The sequence below is a fragment of the Geobacillus sp. E263 genome (genome assembly GCF_007197795.1).
In the GTDB taxonomy this organism is placed as follows: domain Bacteria; phylum Bacillota; class Bacilli; order Bacillales; family Anoxybacillaceae; genus Parageobacillus_B; species Parageobacillus_B toebii.
In genome coordinates, this window is sequence record NZ_CP041632.1 from 2,242,764 (window position 1) to 2,262,761 (window position 19,998).

Consider the following 19,998-nt stretch of genomic DNA (forward strand, 5'->3'; position numbering starts at 1 on the left):
CTCGATGTAATTCGCTTCTCTATTTATTTTACAATCCCTAGTTTAATTAAACTTTCCGCAATTTGCACGGAATTCCATGCCGCGCCTTTTAGTAAATTATCAGATACGACCCATAAATGGAACGCCCGGTCATGATCTAAATCCTTGCGAATTCGTCCGACAAACACATCGTATTTGCCAACACAATCAACTGGCATTGGATATACTTGTTCGCTTGGGTCATCTTGTAAAATGACACCTGGAGCATCTTTTAATACCGCTTTAATGTCGTCTGCACTGACTCCATCTTTTTCAATTTCAATATATACGGATTCCGAATGGCCGCTAATGACCGGGATGCGCACACATGTTGCTGCCACTTGCAGCTCCGGCATATGCATAATTTTTTTCGTTTCATTGATCATTTTCATTTCTTCAAATGTAAAGCCGTTTTCTTGGAATTTATCAATCTGCGGGATGGCATTAAAAGCAATTTGATAATGTTTACGGTCCGATTTTACTGGCAGAATTTCCGGTGTCACCGGCTCACCGTTTAACACCGCTTTCGATTGCGCCTTTAACTCCTCAATCGCCTGCGCCCCGGCGCCGGATACAGCTTGATACGTGGAAACGATCACTTTTTTTAGACCGAACGCTTGGCGAATCGGTTCAAGCGCAACGACCATTTGGATCGTTGAACAGTTCGGATTGGCGATAATGCCATTATGCCATGTTAAATCATTTTCGTTCACTTCAGGGACAACGAGCGGGACGTTTTCTTCCATACGAAACGCGCTCGTGTTATCGATCACGATTGCCCCGCGTTTGACCGCTTCCGGTGCCAATGCTTTGGAGACAGATCCGCCTGCGCTAAACAGGGCGATATCCACCCCTTCAAAGCTTTCCGGTTTTGCGGCTTGCACTTCGATTTCTTCGCCGCGAAAGCGCATTTTTTTTCCTGCTGAACGTTCTGATGATAATAATGTCAGCTTTCCGACTGGGAAATTTCTATTTTCGAGCGTTTGCACCATTTGTTGGCCAACTGCGCCAGTTGCTCCTACGACTGCAACATGAAAACGTCTTTGTTCCATGAACCATTCTCCTTCCGCATAGTCACTCAATCACATTGGTAAATTTATAGTTTTTATTTTACCATATTCCACTTTATAAGGAGTGAAAATTTTTATGCATAGGAGTGAGTTTTCTATCGATTGCTTATTGATCCCGGAATTTTTCAATAATGACCGGCTGAAGCTGTCTTCCTTCTAATGCGGCGAGGACCGTATCACGCAACAGCGACATTTTTGCCACCATCGAATTCGGTTTTGTATGCGGGGCGTCTTGGCCAAACGGAATAAAATAAATATTTTTCGCCGCCATTAGGCGCATTAAGTTTACCCCATTTAATCCTAACGCATCATTCGTGGAAATGCCAAGAACAACCGGGCGGTGATTACGCATCGTTGCCTTTGCTGCCATTAATACAGGCGAATCTGTCATCGCGTTAGCAAGTTTGCTCATCGAGTTTCCTGTCAGTGGGGCAATAACCATACAATCAAGCGGAATTTTCGGACCGAGCGGCTCTGCTTTGACAATCGTATCAATCACTTCGTTTCCTGTTATTTCTTCTAGCTTCTTCACCCATTCTTCTCCTTCGCCAAAGCGAGTGTTTGTCGTTTTTACCGTATACGTAACAATTGGCAATACTTCCGCTCCTTCGTTTACTAATTTTTCAATTTCCGGCATGACCGCATCATACGTGCAATGAGAACCTGTCAACCCAAATCCGATTCGCTTTCCTTTTAAACTCATTTACACATTCCCCTTTCTTTTTTCTAAATCTGTATATAATAGTTGTGAAAGAACATTTGCGATAATTTGCCCTGCTGTTTTTGGCGCAACAACTCCCGGCAGCCCTGGTGCGAGGATCGCTTTTACTCCACGCTTTTCGGCGTAACGAAAATCGGTGCCGCCAGGCTTTGAAGCTAAATCAACGATAAGCGTATGCGCCGGCATTTTTGCGATGACACTTGCCGTTACGATTAAATGCGGAACGGTATTAATGCAAATATCGATATCCTGCACTTCTTTTTCTAAATCATTGAGATGAAACGGGGTAAGACCCATTTCTGTAATGCGGGCCAGATGCTCCGAGCGGCGTGCCCCTACTTTCACTTTTGCACCAAGTGCAGCAAATGTACGTGCAACCGTCATGCCGACGCGCCCAAGCCCAAGGACCGCTACGCGAGAACCATGAATCGTAAAATCGGTATGCTGAATGACAATCATGATCGTTCCCTCTGCGGTTGGAATCGAGTTATAAATCGCTACATCGTCGCGTTCAAATAATTGAACATATTTGCGGTCGACGGTTTTCATTAAATTGTCCAAGTAGCTATTACTAATCCCGGAATAGACCGTGCAATGCTTCGGTGTTTTTAACATCATTTCTTCTGTAAAGGGAATTGGTTCATGCGAAAACACGGTATTTACTTTTCCATCCGGAGTTGTTCCGTGAACCGGCAAAATAATCGCATCTAAATCGGCGAAATCGACTTCATCTATTCTCAACTTTGTCGCTCCCGTAAAATGATGCGCTAATTGATCAAAGCCAACTAAAGACAATTTCGCATCTAGCTCAATTAATTTGCGTATGACTTCTAATTGCCTTGCGTCCCCACCTATAATGGCAATATGCATGCCTGTTAGCATCATCGTGTATGCTCACCTTCTTTATGCGAAACTTATATTTTAGCTTTATTTCTTTTCACATCTTATGTAAAAAAGGAATTGTAGGTGAATATCTCCAGTTTAAAAAAAAAGTGACCGCCTTTGGCGATCACATGCACTCTTGATCATTCATCCGGAAAATCGATAATAATCATATCCGTACCAACTTTTTTTATATATTTCCACGGAACGCGAATTTCGCTCCCCTCTTTCCGAAATCCAAACCATTTTCCTGTCGGAATGAGCAATGCTTGAATTTGCCCAGTTTGCTCATTGATTTCCAAATCCGTCTGTCCTAGCACCCCGAGCCGTTCGGCGCGTCTTGCATCCACAATTTCTTTGCCGCTTAACTCGCTTAACCTCACCGCGTTCTCCTCCTTTCTTTTCTTTCTATTATTGTAAGATGAGGAAAATAAAAAAATGCCTGCATTTTAGCAGGCATTTTCGCACAACGATGTTGCTATCAACTTGCTTACGAACTGATTCGGTTCGGTAATTGACCGCTTGGACTAATTAAGGCAAGCGCATAATCTTCATTAAAAATACAACGTGCAAGTTCATTCACTTTTTCCACTGTTACGCTATTAATTTCCTCAATAATTTCATCAAGAGAACGATGGCGCCCAAGCAACAATTCGTTTTTGCCGTTGCGGCTCATCCGGCTATTTGTGCTTTCTAAACCTAACATTAAACTTCCTTTCATTTGTTCTTTACTGTTTTTTAGTTCTTTTTCAGTAATTCCATCTTCTTTTAATGCATCGATCGTTTCTTGTATCGTTTCAAATAACAAATCAAGCTGATTGTTGCCTGTTCCGGCATAAATCGCTAGTAATCCACTATCTTGGTAAGAAGAGTGATAAGAAAAGACCGAGTATGCTAAACCGCGCTGTTCACGGACCTCTTGGAAAAGACGGCTGCTCATGCTGCCCCCTAAAATATTATTTAAAATAATTAATGTGTAAATATCTGGGTGGCCGACAGGAAGCCCGTTGAATCCGATACATAAATGCGCCTGTTCCGTATCTTTTTGCCGCACTAATTTTTGCGGCTGAAATAACGGCGCTTGCGATTCGCTAGCTTTTTGTTTTGCCGTGAAAGAACCGAAATAGCTTTCCACTTGCTGAATAAAACTTTCATCAACATTTCCAGCAATAGAAATGACAACACGGTCTGGAGTATAATAATCAGCCATATATCCGCGCAGCGAATCGCCCGTAAACGTGCGCAATGTTTCTTCTGTTCCTAAAATTGGATAGCCAAGCGGATGGTTCGCATAGCAAGCTTTGCTTAATAAATCATGAACAATATCATCCGGTGTATCTTCATACATTTTAATTTCTTCTAGTACGACATTTCTCTCTTTTTGCAATTCCTCATCAACAAATGTAGAATGGAAAAACATATCTGCTAACATTTCAAGAGCAAATGGTGCATGTTCATCTAATACTTTGGCATAATAGCAAGTATATTCTTTAGAAGTAAACGCATTTACTTGACCGCCAATACTGTCAAACGCTTCGGCAATCTCTCTTGCCGTGCGCGTTTTTGTCCCTTTAAAGAACATATGTTCTAAAAAGTGTGAAATTCCATTATTTTGCTCCGTCTCATTGCGTGAACCTGTTCCAATCCATATCCCGATCGCGACAGAACGCACTGTCGGAATTTGTTCTAGCACGATTCGTACTCCGTTTTTGCAAGTATATTTATTAATCAACATCACGTTCCTCCTATTTTTGTACAATTCTCTTTTCGTCTAATAATGTAGACACATTACCAATTTCATATTCTTTTTGCTGAATCGAAATAATAAGCGGCTCAAGCGCCTCGGCAGTTGATAGCGTTGGATGCATCAAAATCATTGCACCGGGATGAACTTTGGACATTACCCGTCTCACTATAACAGATGGAGACGGTTTTTGCCAATCAATTGTATCGACGCTCCACATAATTGTTTTCATATCTAAATCAGCGGCGATTTTCACGACATCATCACGATAGCTCCCGCTTGGAGGAGCAAACCATTTGCATTTCACCCCGGTTGTCGCTTCGATGATTTCGTTCGTTTTGACTAGTTCCTTGCGGATTTTTTCATTATTTAGCGACTTAAAGTCAGGATGGCTATATGAATGATTTCCTATTTCGTGACCAGCATCTACAATCATTTTTGCCATATCAGGATGATTTTTTACCCAACGTCCTTCCAAAAAAAACGTTGCCTTCACGTTATGCTTTTTTAAAATATCGAGCATTTTCGGAATATACTCATTTCCCCATGCCACATTGATGAGAAATGCGACCATCGGTTTATCCGGATGTCCCCGATAAATCGGTGCTGGCGGCAAATCTCCTAAATGAACACGTGGAGGAACTTGTTTGTACACAAGCTTCCGTTCATCAAACTTTCCTTCCTTTTTCATATTTTCATACGAAGCTTGCACATCGATTTTTAATCCGTTATAACCAGGCGTTGCTTTCCATACTCGATCGATGACCGCATCTTGTGGGGGAATTTCATACTGTTTTGCTTTTTCTACAATTTCTGCATAGAGCTTATCGGCTCCTTTCATAGCCATAATATTCTCTTTTTGTAAAAAAACAGTAATATATTGGCTCACTGGTGGCTGATTGATGATGACCCAAACAAAGAAAAACATAATCGCCACCGATAAATAGCGGGTATAATTTCTGTTCACATCTGTCCCTCCTTTTATACTACAAATATGTGAAGAAGGGACAAGATAGAACTTTCCCCCACAACAAAGAAGCCTTAAGGAGCGAAATCCTAAGGCTTCATTCTATGCCGTTCCGGACGTTTGCCTTTTTTTTCCTTTTTCTCGCGCAATACTGCTTTTCGCGATAAATTAACGCGTCCTTGTTTATCAATTTCCATTACTTTTACTAAAATTTCATCGCCGATCGAAACGACATCTTCCACTCTTCCGACACGCTCTTCCGCTAATTCGGAAATATGAACGAGACCGTCTTTGCCGTTGAACAATTCAACAAATGCCCCAAATTTCTCAATGCGCTTCACTTTACCCAAATAAATTTGCCCGACTTCGACTTCGCGAACGATATCTTCGATAATCTGCTTCGCCTTTTGGTTCATCGCTTCGTTGACAGACGAGATGAAAATTGTTCCATCTTGTTCGATATCAATTTTTACGCCGGTTTCATCAATAATTTTATTAATTTGTTTTCCGCTTGGGCCGATGACTTCGCGAATTTTTTCTGGATTAATTTGCATCGTTAAAATTTTCGGAGCGTATTTCGACAACTCTTTGCGCGGCTCGCGGATCGTTTGCATCATATGTTCTAAAATTTCCATACGACCTTTTTTCGCTTGCTGGAGCGCTTCTTCTAATATTTTACGAGATAAGCCTTTAATTTTAATATCCATCTGCAAAGCGGTGACGCCTTTTGCCGTACCCGCTACTTTAAAATCCATATCTCCGAGATGGTCTTCAATGCCTTGAATATCTGTCAAAATCGTATAATTGTCATCGTTTTTCACAAGTCCCATCGCGATTCCCGCTACCGGTGCTTTAATCGGGACACCTGCATCCATCATCGCGAGCGTGCTTGCACAAATGCTAGCTTGAGATGTCGAACCGTTCGATTCTAGCACTTCGGAAACAAGGCGAATGGTATATGGAAATTCTTTTTCAGATGGAACGACCGGTTCTAACGCTCGTTCTCCAAGCGCTCCGTGTCCAATTTCACGGCGGCCTGGACCGCGCATCGGTCCTGTTTCGCCAACCGAAAATGGCGGGAAGTTATAGTGGTGCATAAACCGTTTCGTTTCTTCAATACCAAGCCCGTCCAATATTTGTACATCGCCAAGCGCTCCTAACGTACAAACACTAAGCACTTGCGTCTGTCCGCGCGTAAACAGCCCTGAACCGTGCGTGCGCGGCAATACGCCGACTTCAGAGGAGAGAGGCCGAATTTCGTCAATCTTACGGCCGTCCGGACGTATTTTTTCTTCGGTAATAAGCCGCCGCACTTCTTCTTTAACAAGTTTATGCAAAATTTCATTTACTTGTTTTAATGTTTCTTCATCTGCTTCTTGTTCTTCGTATTTTGCGATGACACTAGCTTTTACTTCCTCAATTGCTGCATCACGCGCCAATTTTTCTGGCACTTGAACAGCTCGTTTAATATCCTCTTCCGCCAGTTGGCGAATTTCTGCTTCTAGTTGAGGATCAAGCTCATAAAGAACTACTTCCATTTTTTCTTTGCCTACTTGGGCGGCGATTTCCTCTTGGAAAGCGATCAGCCGTTTTACTTCTTCATGTCCGAACATAATCGCTTCTAAAATCACTTCTTCCGGCACTTCGTCCGCTCCAGCTTCGACCATATTAATCGCGTCTTTCGTGCCGGCAACAACAAGATGAATATCGCTTTTTTCCGATTGTTCGACAGTCGGATTAATCACAAACTCTCCATCCACACGGCCGACTGTAACACCGGCAATCGGTCCCTCAAACGGAATATCCGAAATCGTTAAGGCAAGTGACGCACCGAATAACGCCGCCATTTCCGGAGAACAATCTTGGTCTACACTCATGACCATCGAAACGATTTGCACTTCATTGCGGAATCCTTCCGCAAACAATGGACGAATTGGCCGGTCAATTAAACGGCTTGCTAAAATCGCTTTTTCACTAGGACGTCCTTCCCGCTTAATAAATCCTCCCGGAATTTTACCAACCGCATAAAGACGCTCCTCATAGTTGACCGTTAGTGGAAAAAAGTCGACGTTTTTTGCTTCTTTTGATGCCGTTGCTGTGTTTAATACCACTGTGTCGCCATAACGGACTAATACCGCTCCATTCGCTTGTTTCGCTAATTGGCCAATTTCCACGACAAGCGGCCGTCCAGCCCAGTCTATGGAAAAAATGCGTTTTTCTTGCTCCATATAAACGAGTACTCCTCTCTATGTACAAATCGAAAATAAACGAATGTATATACTGTTAGTATGGACGAATCATTGGCAATGTATCAGTTCCTATTTATTAATCATAGCGAAAAATCGCTTATATAACTAGCAAAAAAGCGGGAATGCTCCCGCTTTTTTTATCGACGTAATCCAAGTTTGTTAATCAACTCACGATAGCGCGCAATGTCTTTATTGCGTAAATAAGTCAATAAGTTACGGCGTTTACCGACCATTTTCAGCAATCCGCGACGTGAATGATGGTCTTTCTTATGAACGCGTAAATGTTCATTTAAATTGTTGATTTGCTCTGTAAGGATAGCAATTTGCACTTCCGGAGAACCTGTATCGTTCTCATGAATTTTAAACTGCTCGATAATTTCTCTTTTACGCTCTTGTGATAATGCCATCCTTATTCACCTCCTCGTTTATAAACCCCAATTACCTAGCAAGCGGCGGTGACTCGACTTGCCAAGCAATGGTTATTTTACATACATTCATTAGAATACCTCTTTTTGCGATAAAATGCAAGTGTTTTCGGTGAAATTGCGAAAGTATGCTTGCGCTTTTTCTTTATCCCGCTGAATTTGCGCAACCAATTCATCCACGCTTGCAAATTTTTGTTCACTTCTTAAGCGCACATGCCACTCAATCGTCATCGTTTCCCCATAAATGTCTTTCGCAAAATCGAAAATATGCACCTCGATATTCGGCATTCCTTCACGGGTGGAATGAAAAGTCGGTTTATATCCAACATTGCACACTCCTTCAAATACGGCCGTCCCGATTTTTACTTTCACGGCATATACACCAACGGCCGGCAATAAATAATCATCATTTAACGCAATATTTGCCGTTGGAAATCCAATTGTTCTTCCGCGGCGTTCGCCGTTAACAACCGTTCCTTCCACTTCATAAAAGCGGCCGAGCAAACGCGGCAGTTGCTCTACCTCTCCGTTTTTCAGCAACTTTCGAACATAAGTGGAGCTTATTTTCTCTCCGGCAATGCTCAATTTTGGAACCACCGTCTGCGTAAATTGATCACGCGAATGAAATGGCAATGTCTCCATCGTTCCTTTTCCAAGACGCCCGTAAGTAAAATCAAAGCCAGCAACAACGTGTTTCACATGAAAACCGATAATATACTGATCCACAAATTGTTGCGGAAACAGTTGTGCAAACGCAGGAGTAAACTCAACAATATATAAAAAATCGACGCCAAGTTGGGCAATTAGCTGTTCTTTTTTCTTTAACGGCGTAATGAAATGGGTATGCTGCTCTTTTTTTCCAAGCACAACGGAAGGATGTGGATGAAACGTCATTACTGCGCTTTTATATCCTTTCTCCGCCGCAATGTTCACCGCCGTACGGATCACTTCCTGATGCCCAAGATGAATGCCGTCAAAATAGCCAAGCGCCATAACAGTAGGGGGTAGCTTTTCTTTTTTCATATGATGGGGATGCGAAATAAACAATGTTTTCATTTTCTTTAATCACCTTCTGTTTTTTTGCAACTTTCCTTATCATCGAAGTACTTTTAACGGTTTCATTAAGTGAGGTTTAGTAGGATGTTTTATATAAAGGGCAAGTGCCTCTCTTTGCTTGCTTATCATTAATACCGGTCCCTCGAGCGACTGTAAAAAAGCTGGAAGCGGCAATATTGCTCCGTTTTTTACTTTCTCTGCTACTTTATCATTTATTTCATATTTCGGCAAATGAAAAAGTGCTTTGCCAATCGGCAGTAAAATCGACTTCAGTTGGCCGCTCTCTATGTACTGCTCTAATTGTTCAAATGTGACACAATCTTGCAAGGAAAATGGACCGGATGCGGTACGAACAAGGTCGGACATATGGGCTGGGTAGCCAAGACGTTCGCCGATCATCACTGCTAATGTACGAATATATGTACCTTTGCTGCAAGTGACACGAAAACGAAACGAAACGATGTCTCCTGCAAACGCGTCTCTTTCATCAAGCAATGTTAGTTCATGGATCGTCACAATGCGAGTCGGCCGCTCGACTTCAATGCCCGCACGCGCATATTCGTATAGTTTCTTTCCTTTCACTTTTACCGCGGAATACATTGGCGGCGTTTGCGCAACTTCTCCCGTCAATTGACGGAACACCGCTTCGATTTCATCGCGTGGAATAACACGGTCTACCTTTTGTTTTGCGATGATTTCACCTGTGCTGTCTTCCGTTGTCGTAGCAATCCCTAGTGTAACCTCCCCCTCATATGTTTTCGTAGCCCCTGTTAAAAACTCAGCGATGCGCGTCGCTTTGCCAATGCAAATCGGCAATACTCCCGATACATTTGGATCAAGCGTCCCTGTATGCCCTACCTTTTTTATTTGCAGCATCCGGCGAATGCGTGCAACACAGTCATGTGATGTCATTCCAAGCGGTTTATGCAATAGTAATACTCCGTCCATTTGCGCACCCTTTCTTAGTAAAATAACTTATGTATTATGTACATAATGGAAATGGATAGACAAATTGTCTATCCATTATTCCTCTTTGTTTTCCTCTTCTTTTTTCCCGCCTTCGTGCTCAGTGGAAATTTGGCGGATTAATTGCTCAATGCGATTGCCGTATTCGATTGATTCATCAATTTCGAAAAATATTTCTGGTGTTTTCCGCAAGCGAATGCGCTGCCCAATTTCGGAGCGGATAAATCCTTTTGCTTTTTCCAGCCCTTTTAAAGTGTTTTGGCGTTGTTCTTCATCACCTAACACGCTTATATACACTTTTGCTTGTTGTAAGTCGCCTGTGACGCGCACATCAGTAACAGTGACAAAACCGATACGTGGATCTTTTAATTTGCGACCAATAATATCGCTTAATTCTTTTTTCATTTGTTCACCGACACGTGTAGCCCGTAAATTCATTGCCAATCACCTCGATTAAAACCACTCAAATGTCGTAACCGTTCTTTCCAATTCCGGAAAGGAATCGATCAAAGCAAGCGCTCGCTGCAGCTCCCGCTCGGTTGTCACCCGATTGGACGTAATCGCGACAATCCCGAGCGTAGTCCGCTGCCATACGTTTTGGTGATCGATTTCGGCTATAGATATATTATACTTTTGTTTTAACCGTGTCATTATTCGTTGTAACACAGCACGTTTTTCTTTTAATGATTGCGCATCATAAATTACACATTCACAGGCGACAAAGCCGATCATTTTCTTTCCACTTCCTGCATAATGTACGCTTCAATAACGTCTCCTTCTTTAATATCGTTGAAGTTTTTAATCGTCAAACCGCATTCATATCCTTGCATCACTTCTTTGACATCGTCTTTGAAGCGCTTCAAGGAATCGATTTCTCCTTCGTAAACGACAATGCCTTGACGGATCAGGCGCACTTTGCTGTCACGCGTAATTTTTCCATCTGTCACATAGCATCCGGCAATCGTTCCAACTTTCGATACTTTAAACGTTTGACGAACTTCCGCTTGACCGATGACTTTTTCTTCATATTCCGGATCAAGCATTCCTTTCATCGCTGCTTCAATTTCTTCAATAACCTTATAGATGATGCGGTGCAGACGAATGTCGACTTTTTCGGATTCGGCGACGCGTTTTGCATTGGCGTCCGGACGGACATTAAAGCCGATGACAATGGCATTTGAGGTCGTTGCTAAAAGAATGTCCGATTCGGTAATCGCGCCAACAGCGGCATGGATAATTTTGACGCGCACTCCTTCGACTTCGATTTTTTGCAGGGCAGCAACCAGCGCTTCAACCGATCCTTGAACATCCGCTTTGACAATAATATTTAATTCTTTCATTTCACCTTGTTTAATTTGTTCAAAGAGGTCATCTAGGCTAACGCGAGCTTTCATGTTGCGTTGTTCCATTAATTGTTTTTGTGCGCGCGCTTCTCCGATTTGCCGCGCTTTCTTCTCATCTTCAAACACCATGAAACGGTCTCCGGCTTGCGGTACTTCGTGAAGACCAGTGATTTCCACCGGTGTCGAAGGACCTGCTTCTTTCACACGACGCCCTGTATCGTTGACCATCGCCCGCACGCGGCCGTATGTGCAGCCAACAACAATCGGGTCGCCGACATGCAACGTTCCTGCTTGAACAAGCAACGTTGCCACTGGTCCACGGCCTTTATCCAGTTTTGCCTCGATAACAGTTCCGGTTGCACGACGATTTGGATTTGCTTTTAATTCTTCCATTTCGCTAACAAGCAAAATCATTTCCAATAAATTGTCAATACCTTCTCCTGTTTTTGCTGACAGTTTACAGAAGATCGTATCTCCGCCCCATTCTTCCGGAATAAGATTATACTCCATTAATTCTTGCATCACGCGATCTGGATTGGCATCCGGCTTATCCATTTTGTTGATGGCAACAATAATTGGGACATTTGCCGCTTTCGCATGGTTAATTGCTTCTACTGTTTGCGGCATCACCCCATCATCCGCAGCAACAACGAGGACAACAATATCGGTTACTTGCGCTCCTCTTGCCCGCATTGTTGTAAACGCCTCATGTCCTGGCGTATCAAGGAACGTAATTTTTTTATCGTTCACTGTCACTTGATATGCACCAATATGTTGCGTAATACCCCCTGCTTCTTGCTCCGTCACTTTGGAGTGACGAATCGAATCCAATAGCGTCGTTTTCCCATGGTCAACGTGCCCCATAATCGTGACGACCGGCGGACGTTCCACTAAATCTTCAGGATCATCGACAATTTCGATCGATTCAAAATTCGTTTCATCAATGACTACTTTTTCTTCGACTTCTACTCCGTAATCGGAACAAATAAGTTCGATCGCATCTTTATCTAACTCTTGATTGATCGTTGCCATAACGCCGAGCATAAATAGCTTTTTAATAATTTCTGAAGGTTCGCGCCCAAGTTTTTTCGCTAGTTCGGCAACCGTTAATGTTCCTTCAAACGTAATCTTCTTAGGAAGCTCTTTTTCTTTTTTCATTGGCTGCTCTTGTTGTACAGGCTGCTGTTCTTTCGCTTTTGCCTTCCCTTTAATTTTCTTTTTCTGTTGATGGAAAATTTTCTTTTCTTGCTGCTGTAATTGCAAATCGTGTTTTTTTCCCTCTTTCTTTTTGTTTGCCGATTTTTTCTTCGGAACTTTTGTTTTCACTACTTCTTCATCTTCGTCATCAAAATCATCGACATAATTTTTCGGTTTTACTGGCGCCTTTTGTTTTTCCTTTGGAGCAGAAGCTTGCGGCCGCTCATTTTTTTTGTTGTACGTATGATCAAGCTTTTCGACAACTTCTGGTTCCAACGTTGCCATATGATTGGTAACTTCAATATTCATTTCTTTCAATTTATGAATGACGTCTTTACTCGGTACATTGTTTTTTTTCGCGTACTCATATACACGCATTTTAGACATAGATTCACCCCCATAAAGATCAATCGAGTATCGTCAGTAGTTTGTTAGCAAACCCTTCATCTATAATCGCAACAACGACGCGGGCATCTTTTCCAATCGCATGCCCGAGCGTATAACGGTCAGACACTTTACGGAGCGGAACGCCATAGGAAGAGCATTTATCTTTGATTTTTTTCATTGTATTTTCTGACGCATCCTCCGCTAAAAGTACGAGTTTTGCTTTGCCGCTGCGAATTTCTTTGACCGTCAGCTCCTCACCCGAAGTTACTTTCCGTGCTCGATTCGCTAATCCCAATAATGATGCCCATCGGTTATTGCTCATTTCCAGCAGCAGTCTCCTTTTCTGCCAACTGAAGCAACTCATCATACAGCGCATCAGGAATTTCCGTTTTTAAATGATGGGCTAAAATATTTTTCTTTTTTGCTAGTAAAATGCATTCTTTATCTAGTGTAATGTACGCGCCACGACCAGCCTTTTTTCCTGTCGGATCAATGGAAACTTCCCCATCTTTTGAGCGGACGATGCGCATCATTTCTTTTTTTGGCTTCATTTCACCAGTCACAACGCATTTTCGCAACGGAACTTTCTTTTGACCAGCCATCTCGCTCCCCCCTCACTCGATTTTCTCTTCTTGTAAATCGAATGATTGGTTGCTGTCATTTTCATTATTGACCGATGTCTCTTCTGAATCAAGAAAAGTGGATTGCGCATATGGATCGATTCCTAATTCTCTCGCTTCCGATTCGCTTTTAATATCAATTTTCCAGTTTGTCAGCTTTGCTGCTAGCCGAGCGTTTTGCCCGCGTTTGCCGATTGCTAATGACAGCTGATAATCCGGCACGATTACGGTCGTTGCTTTTTGTTCTTCATTGACGATTACACGCAACACTTTTGCCGGACTTAATGCGTTTGCGACAAACTCAACAGGATCTGCAGACCAGCGGACGATATCAATTTTTTCCCCGTTTAATTCCTCCACAACCGCTTGAACCCGCTGCCCTTTTGGACCGACGCACGCGCCGACCGGATCCACTTCCGGATTGTCGGAATGCACCGAAATTTTCGAGCGGTCTCCCGCCTCACGGGCAATGGATTTAATTTCTACTGTTCCATCATAAATTTCTGGGACTTCCAGTTCAAAAAGACGCTTAAGCAATCCCGGATGGGTGCGTGAAACAAAAATTTGTGGTCCTTTTGTTGTCTTTTCCACTTTTGTAATATACACTTTAATGCGGTCGTGCGGTTTGTATGTTTCGTTCGGCATTTGTTCGCTAGCCGGCAGCAACGCTTCTGTTTTACCGAGACTGACATAAACAAAACGAGGATCTACACGTTGTACGATCCCTGTCATGATATCTTCTTCACGGTCAACAAACTCAGCATAAATAACGCTTCTCTCTGCTTCGCGCACCCGTTGTGTAACAACTTGTTTCGCTGTTTGTGCCGCAATGCGGCCAAAATCTTTCGGCGTTACTTCTAACTCGAGAACATCGCCGATTTGATAATTCGGATTGATTCGTTGTGCTTCTTCTAAAGAAATTTCGAGGCGCGGATCATTTACTTCATCAACCACTTCTTTACGCGCAAATACACGGATCGTTCCTGTTTCTGTATTTAAATCAACCCGTACGTTTTGCGCCTGGCCGAAATTGCGTTTATACGCAGAAATGATCGCCGCTTCAATCGCTTCCATCACAACTTCTTTGCTAATGCCTTTTTCACGGATAATATCCGCTAGGGCATCGAGTAATTGTGTATTCATGAAACGAAAATCCCCCTTTTACCATTAAAAAAAGATAACAGCAAGTCTTGCGCTCGCCACTTTTTCATACGGAATATCGATTGTTTTTTTGCGAGTTTTGTCTTTAACCGTAACAGACACTGTTGTTCCATCAAAACCGATAAGTTCGCCTTCAAACTCCTTTTCTCCTTCAATTGGTTCATATGTTTTGATATATACATTTTTCCCAATCGCTTTTGTAAAGTCCTTCGGCTTTTTTAACGGTCGTTCCGCCCCAGGTGAAGAAACTTCAAGAAAATAGTTGTGTGGAATTGGATCGACTTCATCTAGTTTTTCACTTAACTTTTCGCTCACCATGCCGCATTGTTCAATATCAACACCATTATCGGAATCAATAAAGACACGCAAAAACCAATTTTTTCCCTCTTTTACATACTCGATATCCACAAGTTCTAAATCCATGTCGGCAAGAATTGGAGTGACTAGTTCTTCTACTATATTCGTCACTTTTTTGCTCATTCTTTTCCTCCTAACATAGAGAAACTGCATCCATTCGTTATAACGAGAAAATCCCCTGCAAATCTGCGGGGAATGAAAAGCAATTGGCATCCATTCAAGACGAAAGAGTGGGTTTCCCCACTCTTTCCTTACCCATTATCTTTACCATTTCCACTAAAACTATAACATATTGGAAAATATATTGCAATGGGAAAACAAAACGAGATCCTATTTGTCAAGGATTTTTTAAGGTCCGGCTGAAAATGGGACATCGGTTTTGCGCTATATGCCGTTACAAACGAAAAGCCTATTTGCTAATCTGTTTAGCGCTGACAACGCGATAAGATGACTTTAAAATAAGGAAAGCTGGTTATGGTCTGGCAACGAATCAAGACAACCGCGGCTCTCTAAATATTCGATGAGCGTCTTTGAAAGTTTTCCGCGCTGCTGTAAATCTTCTTTTGATAAAAATTCTCCTTCTTCGCGAGCACGGACGATGTTGAGCGCCACGTTTGTCCCAAGACCCGGAATGGCGTTAAATGGCGGAATAAGCGAATTGCCGTCAATGACGAATTCGGTCGCCTGTGAACGGTAAAGGTCGATGTTTTTAAACGAGAATCCGCGTTCACACATTTCTAAAGCGACCTCTAATACCGTCAACAAGCTTTTTTCTTTTGCCGTCGCGTTCAATCCTTTCGCATTAATTTCTTCGATGCGTTTGCGAATCGCCGCAGAACCTTTAATCATCGCGTCCAAATCAAAGTCTTCCGCACGCACTGTAAAATAAGAAGCATAGTACAAAAGCGGATGATGCACTTTAAAGTAAGCAATGCGAACCGCCATTAATACGTACGCGGCAGCGTGCGCTTTCGGAAACATATATTTAATCTTTTTACATGATTCAATATACCATTCCGGCACATCATGTTTGCGCATTTCTTCTTCGAATTCCGGCGTTAGCCCTTTTCCTTTCCGCACCGATTCCATAATTTTAAAGGCAAGCGACGGCTCAAGCCCGCGATAAATTAAATAAACCATAATGTCGTCGCGGCAGCCAATTACTTCAGAAAGGGTGCAAGTGCCGTTTTGAATTAACTCTTGAGCGTTTCCAAGCCAGACGTCCGTTCCATGGGAAAGGCCGGAAATTTGCACCAGCTCGGAAAATGTCTTTGGCTTCGTTTCTTCAAGCATCTGCCGGACAAAGCGCGTTCCGAATTCTGGAATACCGAGCGTGCCGACATTGCACATAATTTGTTCCGGAGTGACGCCAAGTGATTCAGTACTGCTGAAAATTTTCATCACTTCCGGATCGTCCGTCGGAATCGTTTTTGGATCAATGCCGCTTAAATCTTGGAGCATACGAATTACCGTCGGATCGTCGTGCCCAAGAATATCTAGCTTCAGAAGATTGTCATGAATCGAATGGAAATCAAAATGCGTCGTGCGCCATTCGGAACTCGTATCGTCAGCTGGATATTGAATTGGCGTAAAATCGTAAATATCCATATAATCCGGAACGACGATAATGCCTCCTGGATGCTGCCCGGTTGTCCGTTTTACTCCGGTACATCCCGCGGCAAGACGGTCGATTTCCGCACTGCGCAGCTGCAAATTCAAATCGCTCGCATACCCTTTGACAAAACCGTAAGCCGTTTTATCAGCCACCGTACCGATCGTTCCTGCGCGATATACGTTATCTTCTCCGAACAATACTTTCGTATAGTTATGGGCGCGCGGCTGATATTCCCCGGAGAAGTTCAAGTCGATATCCGGAACTTTATCCCCTTTAAAGCCAAGGAATGTTTCAAACGGAATATCATGCCCATCTTTTTTATATTTTGTGCCGCATTTTGGACAATTTTTATCCGGCAAGTCAAATCCTGAACCGACCGAACCGTCATTGAAAAATTCCGAGTGCTTGCAATTCGGACAAACATAGTGCGGCGGCAGCGGATTTACTTCTGTAATTTCTGTCATCGTCGCGACAAAAGAGGAGCCGACAGATCCGCGCGAACCGACAAGGTAGCCGTCATCAAGCGATTTTTTTACGAGTTTATGGGAAATTAAATAAATGACGGCAAAGCCGTGTCCGATAATGCTTTTTAACTCTTTCTCCAAGCGCTGTTCAACAATTTCCGGCAGCGGATCACCGTAAATTTCTTTGGCGCGCCGATAACTCATTTCGCGAATTTCCTCTTCCGCCCCTTCAATGCGCGGCGTATACAGCTTATCTTTAATCGGCTTTACCTCGCCAATAAGATCAGCGATTTTTTGCGTATTCATAACGACGATTTCTTTTGCTTTTTCTTCTCCTAAAAAAGAGAAGCACTTGAGCATTTCGTCCGTCGTCCGAAAATATACATCCGGCAGCTCATAACGGTTGAGCGGATTTGCTCCGCCTTGGGAGTGAATCAAAATTTTTCGGTAAATTTTATCTTCTGGATTTAAATAATGAACGTTTCCAGTTGCAACGACAGGAATGTTTAATTTTTCCCCGAGCATCACGATCTTGCGGATAATTTCCTTGATCATATTTTCATCTTTTACGTAATCTATTTCAATCAGCGGTTTGTACACTTCCGGCGGATGCACCTCGAGAAAATCGTAAAATTTCGCGATTTCTTCGACTTCTTCCGGCGCTTTTTGAATCATATTGTCAAATACTTCTCCTTTATCACAGCCGGAACCGACTAAAATTCCTTCACGATGCTGCTGAAGCACTGAGCGAGGAATGCGCGGGACCCGGTAAAAATATTTCACATGTGATAAAGAAACGAGTTTGAATAAATTTTTTAATCCAATGTCATTTTGCGCAAGCAATGTCACATGGAACGGACGGGATCGTTGATACGACACTTCTTCCTTCGAACGTTCATTTAATTCGTCATGATATAAAATTCCTCGTTCTTGCGCGTCTTTTAATAGGCGCATAAGCAAATATCCAGTCGCTTCTGCATCGTAAATCGCTCGGTGATGCTGGGTTAGCTCGATATCAAATTTTTTACATAGCGTGTTTAAACGGTGATTTTTCAATTCTGGATATAAAAACCGCGCTAATTCAAGTGTATCAATAACCGGATTCGTCACTTTACCAAGACCGAGTTTCGTAAAGCCGACATTTAAAAATCCAATGTCAAAGCTAGCATTATGTGCGACAAGGATGCTATCGCCCATCCAGTCGTAAAACTGGCGCAGCACTTCTTCGACATCTGGGGCATCTTTCAACATGTCATCGGTAATGCCTGTCAGCTCGATCGTTGTAATCGATAACGGATGATGCGGGTTGGCAAATGAAGTAAAGCGGTCGATAATTTCTCCGTCCTTCACTTTCACAGCGGCAAGTTCAATAATCGTATTATACACCGCCGATAGACCGGTCGTTTCCACGTCAAAGACGACGTACGTGTCCTCGGAAAGCAAGCGGTGCGCTTCGTTATAGGCGATCGGCACGCCGTCATCGACAATGTTTGCTTCGACGCCGTACAATACTTTCATATCGTATTTTTTTGCGGCACTGTACGCTTCTGGAAATGACTGCACAACAGCATGGTCCGTAACAGCGATCGCTGGGTGGCCCCATTTTTTCGCCTGTTCAATGAGCTTCGTAACGGAAGTAACCGCATCCATTTGGCTCATCGGCGTGTGCAAATGAAGTTCCACCCGTTTTTCTCCTTCCGGAGCGGTATCTTGGCGTTCTTTCGCCTTTATTTCGTTTATATCGTTGGCGATTAACACAAGGTCACGGACGAACGTATCATTTTGCACACTCCCTCTTACCTTTACCCACATTCCTTTTTTTACATCCGCCATCAGTGCGGCATCTTCTTTATCGCGTGAAAACATTTTTACTAAAATCGAGTTTGTATAATCGGTAATTTTTAGTGTTAATAACGTCCGTCCGCTTTTTAACTCATTGATCTCCGCGTCAAACACATATCCTTGTACAACGACGCGGCGTTCTTCTTCGACGATGCTGTCTAGCGTGCGAATTTCCTCTTCTTCTCTAATTGGATAACCGATAATAAGCGGCCCTGCCGGCGCATTGCCCGCTGTTTCCGATTTCGTTTCTTTCGTCATCTCCGTTAATGCCGCTAAGGCACGTTCCGCATCTTCTTGCTGTTTTTGCGCTATAAATTGCTCAAAATCTTTTTCTGACTGTTTGACTTCTATTTCCAGCTGCAAAAGCGGAAAACCAAACGATTGATATACTTCAGCTATTTTTTTGGCGAAGCGGCGCTTCACCGCCATTGCTTCTGCATCATTGCGAGCAGTAACATATAGTTTATTTCCTTTTACAGTCGGAACTTGCTCATGAAGCAACGATAAAAGCGGCGAGACCCCTTCTTGCAACTCTTGCAAACAGAGCGTCCAATAGTCACGCACATCCGATTCCGTAAAATGGGAATCGATCGTTTGTATTGTATATTTCACATTTGCGATATGATGGAACGCATGAACAAGCTTTTGTGTAAACAGTTGATAAACCTGATAAGGCAAAATTTTCGGCAGCAAAAAATAGAAATGCCAACATTTTTTCTCCTTTTCAATGACAAGCTTTTGAATGCCTGCCTCAGAGAAATACGGAACAAATTCGTCAGACGTCAATTCAAGCTGCTGCAACAACACTTGAAATCGCTCTTTTTGCTCGTTCGTTAACATGACGTCGATCCTTTCCCCTCTCAAAATGATTACACATCTCTCCTAATATAATAACAGAAGGGCTGTCTGAAAAG

At 42.8% G+C, this 19,998-nt stretch carries 18 protein-coding genes; all 18 read right to left on the reverse strand.

Annotation, left to right across the window (positions count from 1 at the left end):
• Positions 1 to 23: 23 nt before the first annotated feature.
• The 18 genes from asd to FNL97_RS11545 all read right to left on the reverse strand — a co-directional run bounded on the left by asd (position 24) and on the right by FNL97_RS11545 (position 19,924).
• Positions 24 to 1,070: an aspartate-semialdehyde dehydrogenase gene (asd, locus tag FNL97_RS11460; RefSeq protein WP_062678197.1), complete on the reverse strand. Its 1,047-nt coding sequence runs from the start codon at positions 1,068 to 1,070 to the stop codon at positions 24 to 26.
• A gap of 124 nt (positions 1,071 to 1,194) precedes the next feature.
• Entirely contained in the window at positions 1,195 to 1,791 is a 597-nt protein-coding gene (locus FNL97_RS11465; protein ID WP_015863498.1) for a dipicolinate synthase subunit B, read from the reverse strand.
• Positions 1,792 to 2,694: a dipicolinic acid synthetase subunit A gene (gene dpaA / locus FNL97_RS11470; protein WP_062753339.1), complete on the reverse strand. Its 903-nt coding sequence runs from the start codon at positions 2,692 to 2,694 to the stop codon at positions 1,792 to 1,794.
• 140 nt (positions 2,695 to 2,834) lie between these two features.
• The gene (locus FNL97_RS11475) at positions 2,835 to 3,074 is read right to left on the reverse strand and encodes a YlmC/YmxH family sporulation protein (protein WP_015863496.1); all 240 of its coding nucleotides are present in this window, start codon (positions 3,072 to 3,074) and stop codon (positions 2,835 to 2,837) included.
• A gap of 107 nt (positions 3,075 to 3,181) precedes the next feature.
• The gene (locus FNL97_RS11480; protein WP_143416323.1) at positions 3,182 to 4,423 is read right to left on the reverse strand and encodes a M16 family metallopeptidase; all 1,242 of its coding nucleotides are present in this window, start codon (positions 4,421 to 4,423) and stop codon (positions 3,182 to 3,184) included.
• Between the two features lie 13 nt (positions 4,424 to 4,436).
• A complete protein-coding gene (locus FNL97_RS11485; RefSeq protein WP_143415833.1) occupies positions 4,437 to 5,402 on the reverse strand; it encodes a polysaccharide deacetylase family protein in 966 nt (321 codons plus the stop codon).
• Between the two features lie 89 nt (positions 5,403 to 5,491).
• The gene (gene pnp / locus FNL97_RS11490; RefSeq protein WP_062678200.1) at positions 5,492 to 7,630 is read right to left on the reverse strand and encodes a polyribonucleotide nucleotidyltransferase; all 2,139 of its coding nucleotides are present in this window, start codon (positions 7,628 to 7,630) and stop codon (positions 5,492 to 5,494) included.
• 158 nt (positions 7,631 to 7,788) lie between these two features.
• Positions 7,789 to 8,058 (reverse strand): 30S ribosomal protein S15, encoded by a 270-nt coding sequence (gene rpsO / locus FNL97_RS11495; protein WP_015863492.1) that lies wholly within the window; start codon positions 8,056 to 8,058, stop codon positions 7,789 to 7,791.
• Between the two features lie 90 nt (positions 8,059 to 8,148).
• Positions 8,149 to 9,132, reverse strand: coding sequence for a bifunctional riboflavin kinase/FAD synthetase (ribF, locus tag FNL97_RS11500; protein ID WP_143415834.1), 984 nt, complete (start codon positions 9,130 to 9,132; stop codon positions 8,149 to 8,151).
• A gap of 39 nt (positions 9,133 to 9,171) precedes the next feature.
• The gene (truB, locus tag FNL97_RS11505) at positions 9,172 to 10,080 is read right to left on the reverse strand and encodes a tRNA pseudouridine(55) synthase TruB (RefSeq protein WP_143415835.1); all 909 of its coding nucleotides are present in this window, start codon (positions 10,078 to 10,080) and stop codon (positions 9,172 to 9,174) included.
• Between the two features lie 75 nt (positions 10,081 to 10,155).
• Positions 10,156 to 10,536, reverse strand: a complete 381-nt coding sequence (gene rbfA / locus FNL97_RS11510; protein WP_015863489.1) for a 30S ribosome-binding factor RbfA — start codon at positions 10,534 to 10,536, stop codon at positions 10,156 to 10,158.
• Positions 10,537 to 10,551: 15 nt separating this feature from the next.
• A complete protein-coding gene (locus tag FNL97_RS11515) occupies positions 10,552 to 10,830 on the reverse strand; it encodes a DUF503 domain-containing protein (protein WP_015863488.1) in 279 nt (92 codons plus the stop codon).
• On the reverse strand, positions 10,827 to 13,025 hold the full coding sequence (gene infB / locus FNL97_RS11520) for a translation initiation factor IF-2 (RefSeq protein WP_015863487.1): 2,199 nt from the start codon (positions 13,023 to 13,025) through the stop codon (positions 10,827 to 10,829). The genes FNL97_RS11515 and infB overlap by 4 nt, the downstream gene beginning before the upstream one ends.
• Positions 13,026 to 13,044: 19 nt before the next feature.
• Entirely contained in the window at positions 13,045 to 13,347 is a 303-nt protein-coding gene (locus FNL97_RS11525) for a YlxQ family RNA-binding protein (protein WP_062678203.1), read from the reverse strand.
• Entirely contained in the window at positions 13,337 to 13,627 is a 291-nt protein-coding gene (rnpM, locus tag FNL97_RS11530; protein WP_015863485.1) for an RNase P modulator RnpM, read from the reverse strand. Before rnpM ends, FNL97_RS11525 begins: the two co-directional genes overlap by 11 nt.
• A 12-nt stretch (positions 13,628 to 13,639) precedes the next feature.
• Positions 13,640 to 14,788, reverse strand: coding sequence for a transcription termination factor NusA (nusA, locus tag FNL97_RS11535; RefSeq protein ID WP_015863484.1), 1,149 nt, complete (start codon positions 14,786 to 14,788; stop codon positions 13,640 to 13,642).
• Positions 14,789 to 14,812: 24 nt separating this feature from the next.
• Positions 14,813 to 15,286 (reverse strand): ribosome maturation factor RimP, encoded by a 474-nt coding sequence (gene rimP / locus FNL97_RS11540; protein WP_015863483.1) that lies wholly within the window; start codon positions 15,284 to 15,286, stop codon positions 14,813 to 14,815.
• 330 nt (positions 15,287 to 15,616) lie between these two features.
• Positions 15,617 to 19,924 carry a PolC-type DNA polymerase III gene (locus tag FNL97_RS11545; RefSeq protein ID WP_143415836.1) on the reverse strand — a complete coding sequence of 1,436 codons (4,308 nt, stop codon included), beginning with the start codon at positions 19,922 to 19,924 and terminating at the stop codon, positions 15,617 to 15,619.
• Positions 19,925 to 19,998 lie beyond the last annotated feature (74 nt).

What these genes read in the sequence shown, in the direction of transcription:
- asd (WP_062678197.1), bottom strand. Translation starts at nt 1,070, where the DNA reads ATGGAACAAAGACGTTTTCATGTTGCAGTCGTAGGAGCAACTGGCGCA.
- FNL97_RS11465 (WP_015863498.1), bottom strand. Translation starts at nt 1,791, where the DNA reads ATGAGTTTAAAAGGAAAGCGAATCGGATTTGGGTTGACAGGTTCTCAT.
- dpaA (WP_062753339.1), bottom strand. Translation starts at nt 2,694, where the DNA reads ATGATGCTAACAGGCATGCATATTGCCATTATAGGTGGGGACGCAAGG.
- pnp (WP_062678200.1), bottom strand. Translation starts at nt 7,630, where the DNA reads ATGGAGCAAGAAAAACGCATTTTTTCCATAGACTGGGCTGGACGGCCG.
- rpsO (WP_015863492.1), bottom strand. Translation starts at nt 8,058, where the DNA reads ATGGCATTATCACAAGAGCGTAAAAGAGAAATTATCGAGCAGTTTAAA.
- ribF (WP_143415834.1), bottom strand. Translation starts at nt 9,132, where the DNA reads ATGAAAACATTGTTTATTTCGCATCCCCATCATATGAAAAAAGAAAAG.
- truB (WP_143415835.1), bottom strand. Translation starts at nt 10,080, where the DNA reads ATGGACGGAGTATTACTATTGCATAAACCGCTTGGAATGACATCACAT.
- rbfA (WP_015863489.1), bottom strand. Translation starts at nt 10,536, where the DNA reads ATGAATTTACGGGCTACACGTGTCGGTGAACAAATGAAAAAAGAATTA.
- FNL97_RS11515 (WP_015863488.1), bottom strand. Translation starts at nt 10,830, where the DNA reads ATGATCGGCTTTGTCGCCTGTGAATGTGTAATTTATGATGCGCAATCA.
- infB (WP_015863487.1), bottom strand. Translation starts at nt 13,025, where the DNA reads ATGTCTAAAATGCGTGTATATGAGTACGCGAAAAAAAACAATGTACCG.
- FNL97_RS11525 (WP_062678203.1), bottom strand. Translation starts at nt 13,347, where the DNA reads ATGAGCAATAACCGATGGGCATCATTATTGGGATTAGCGAATCGAGCA.
- rnpM (WP_015863485.1), bottom strand. Translation starts at nt 13,627, where the DNA reads ATGGCTGGTCAAAAGAAAGTTCCGTTGCGAAAATGCGTTGTGACTGGT.
- nusA (WP_015863484.1), bottom strand. Translation starts at nt 14,788, where the DNA reads ATGAATACACAATTACTCGATGCCCTAGCGGATATTATCCGTGAAAAA.
- rimP (WP_015863483.1), bottom strand. Translation starts at nt 15,286, where the DNA reads ATGAGCAAAAAAGTGACGAATATAGTAGAAGAACTAGTCACTCCAATT.
- FNL97_RS11545 (WP_143415836.1), bottom strand. Translation starts at nt 19,924, where the DNA reads ATGTTAACGAACGAGCAAAAAGAGCGATTTCAAGTGTTGTTGCAGCAG.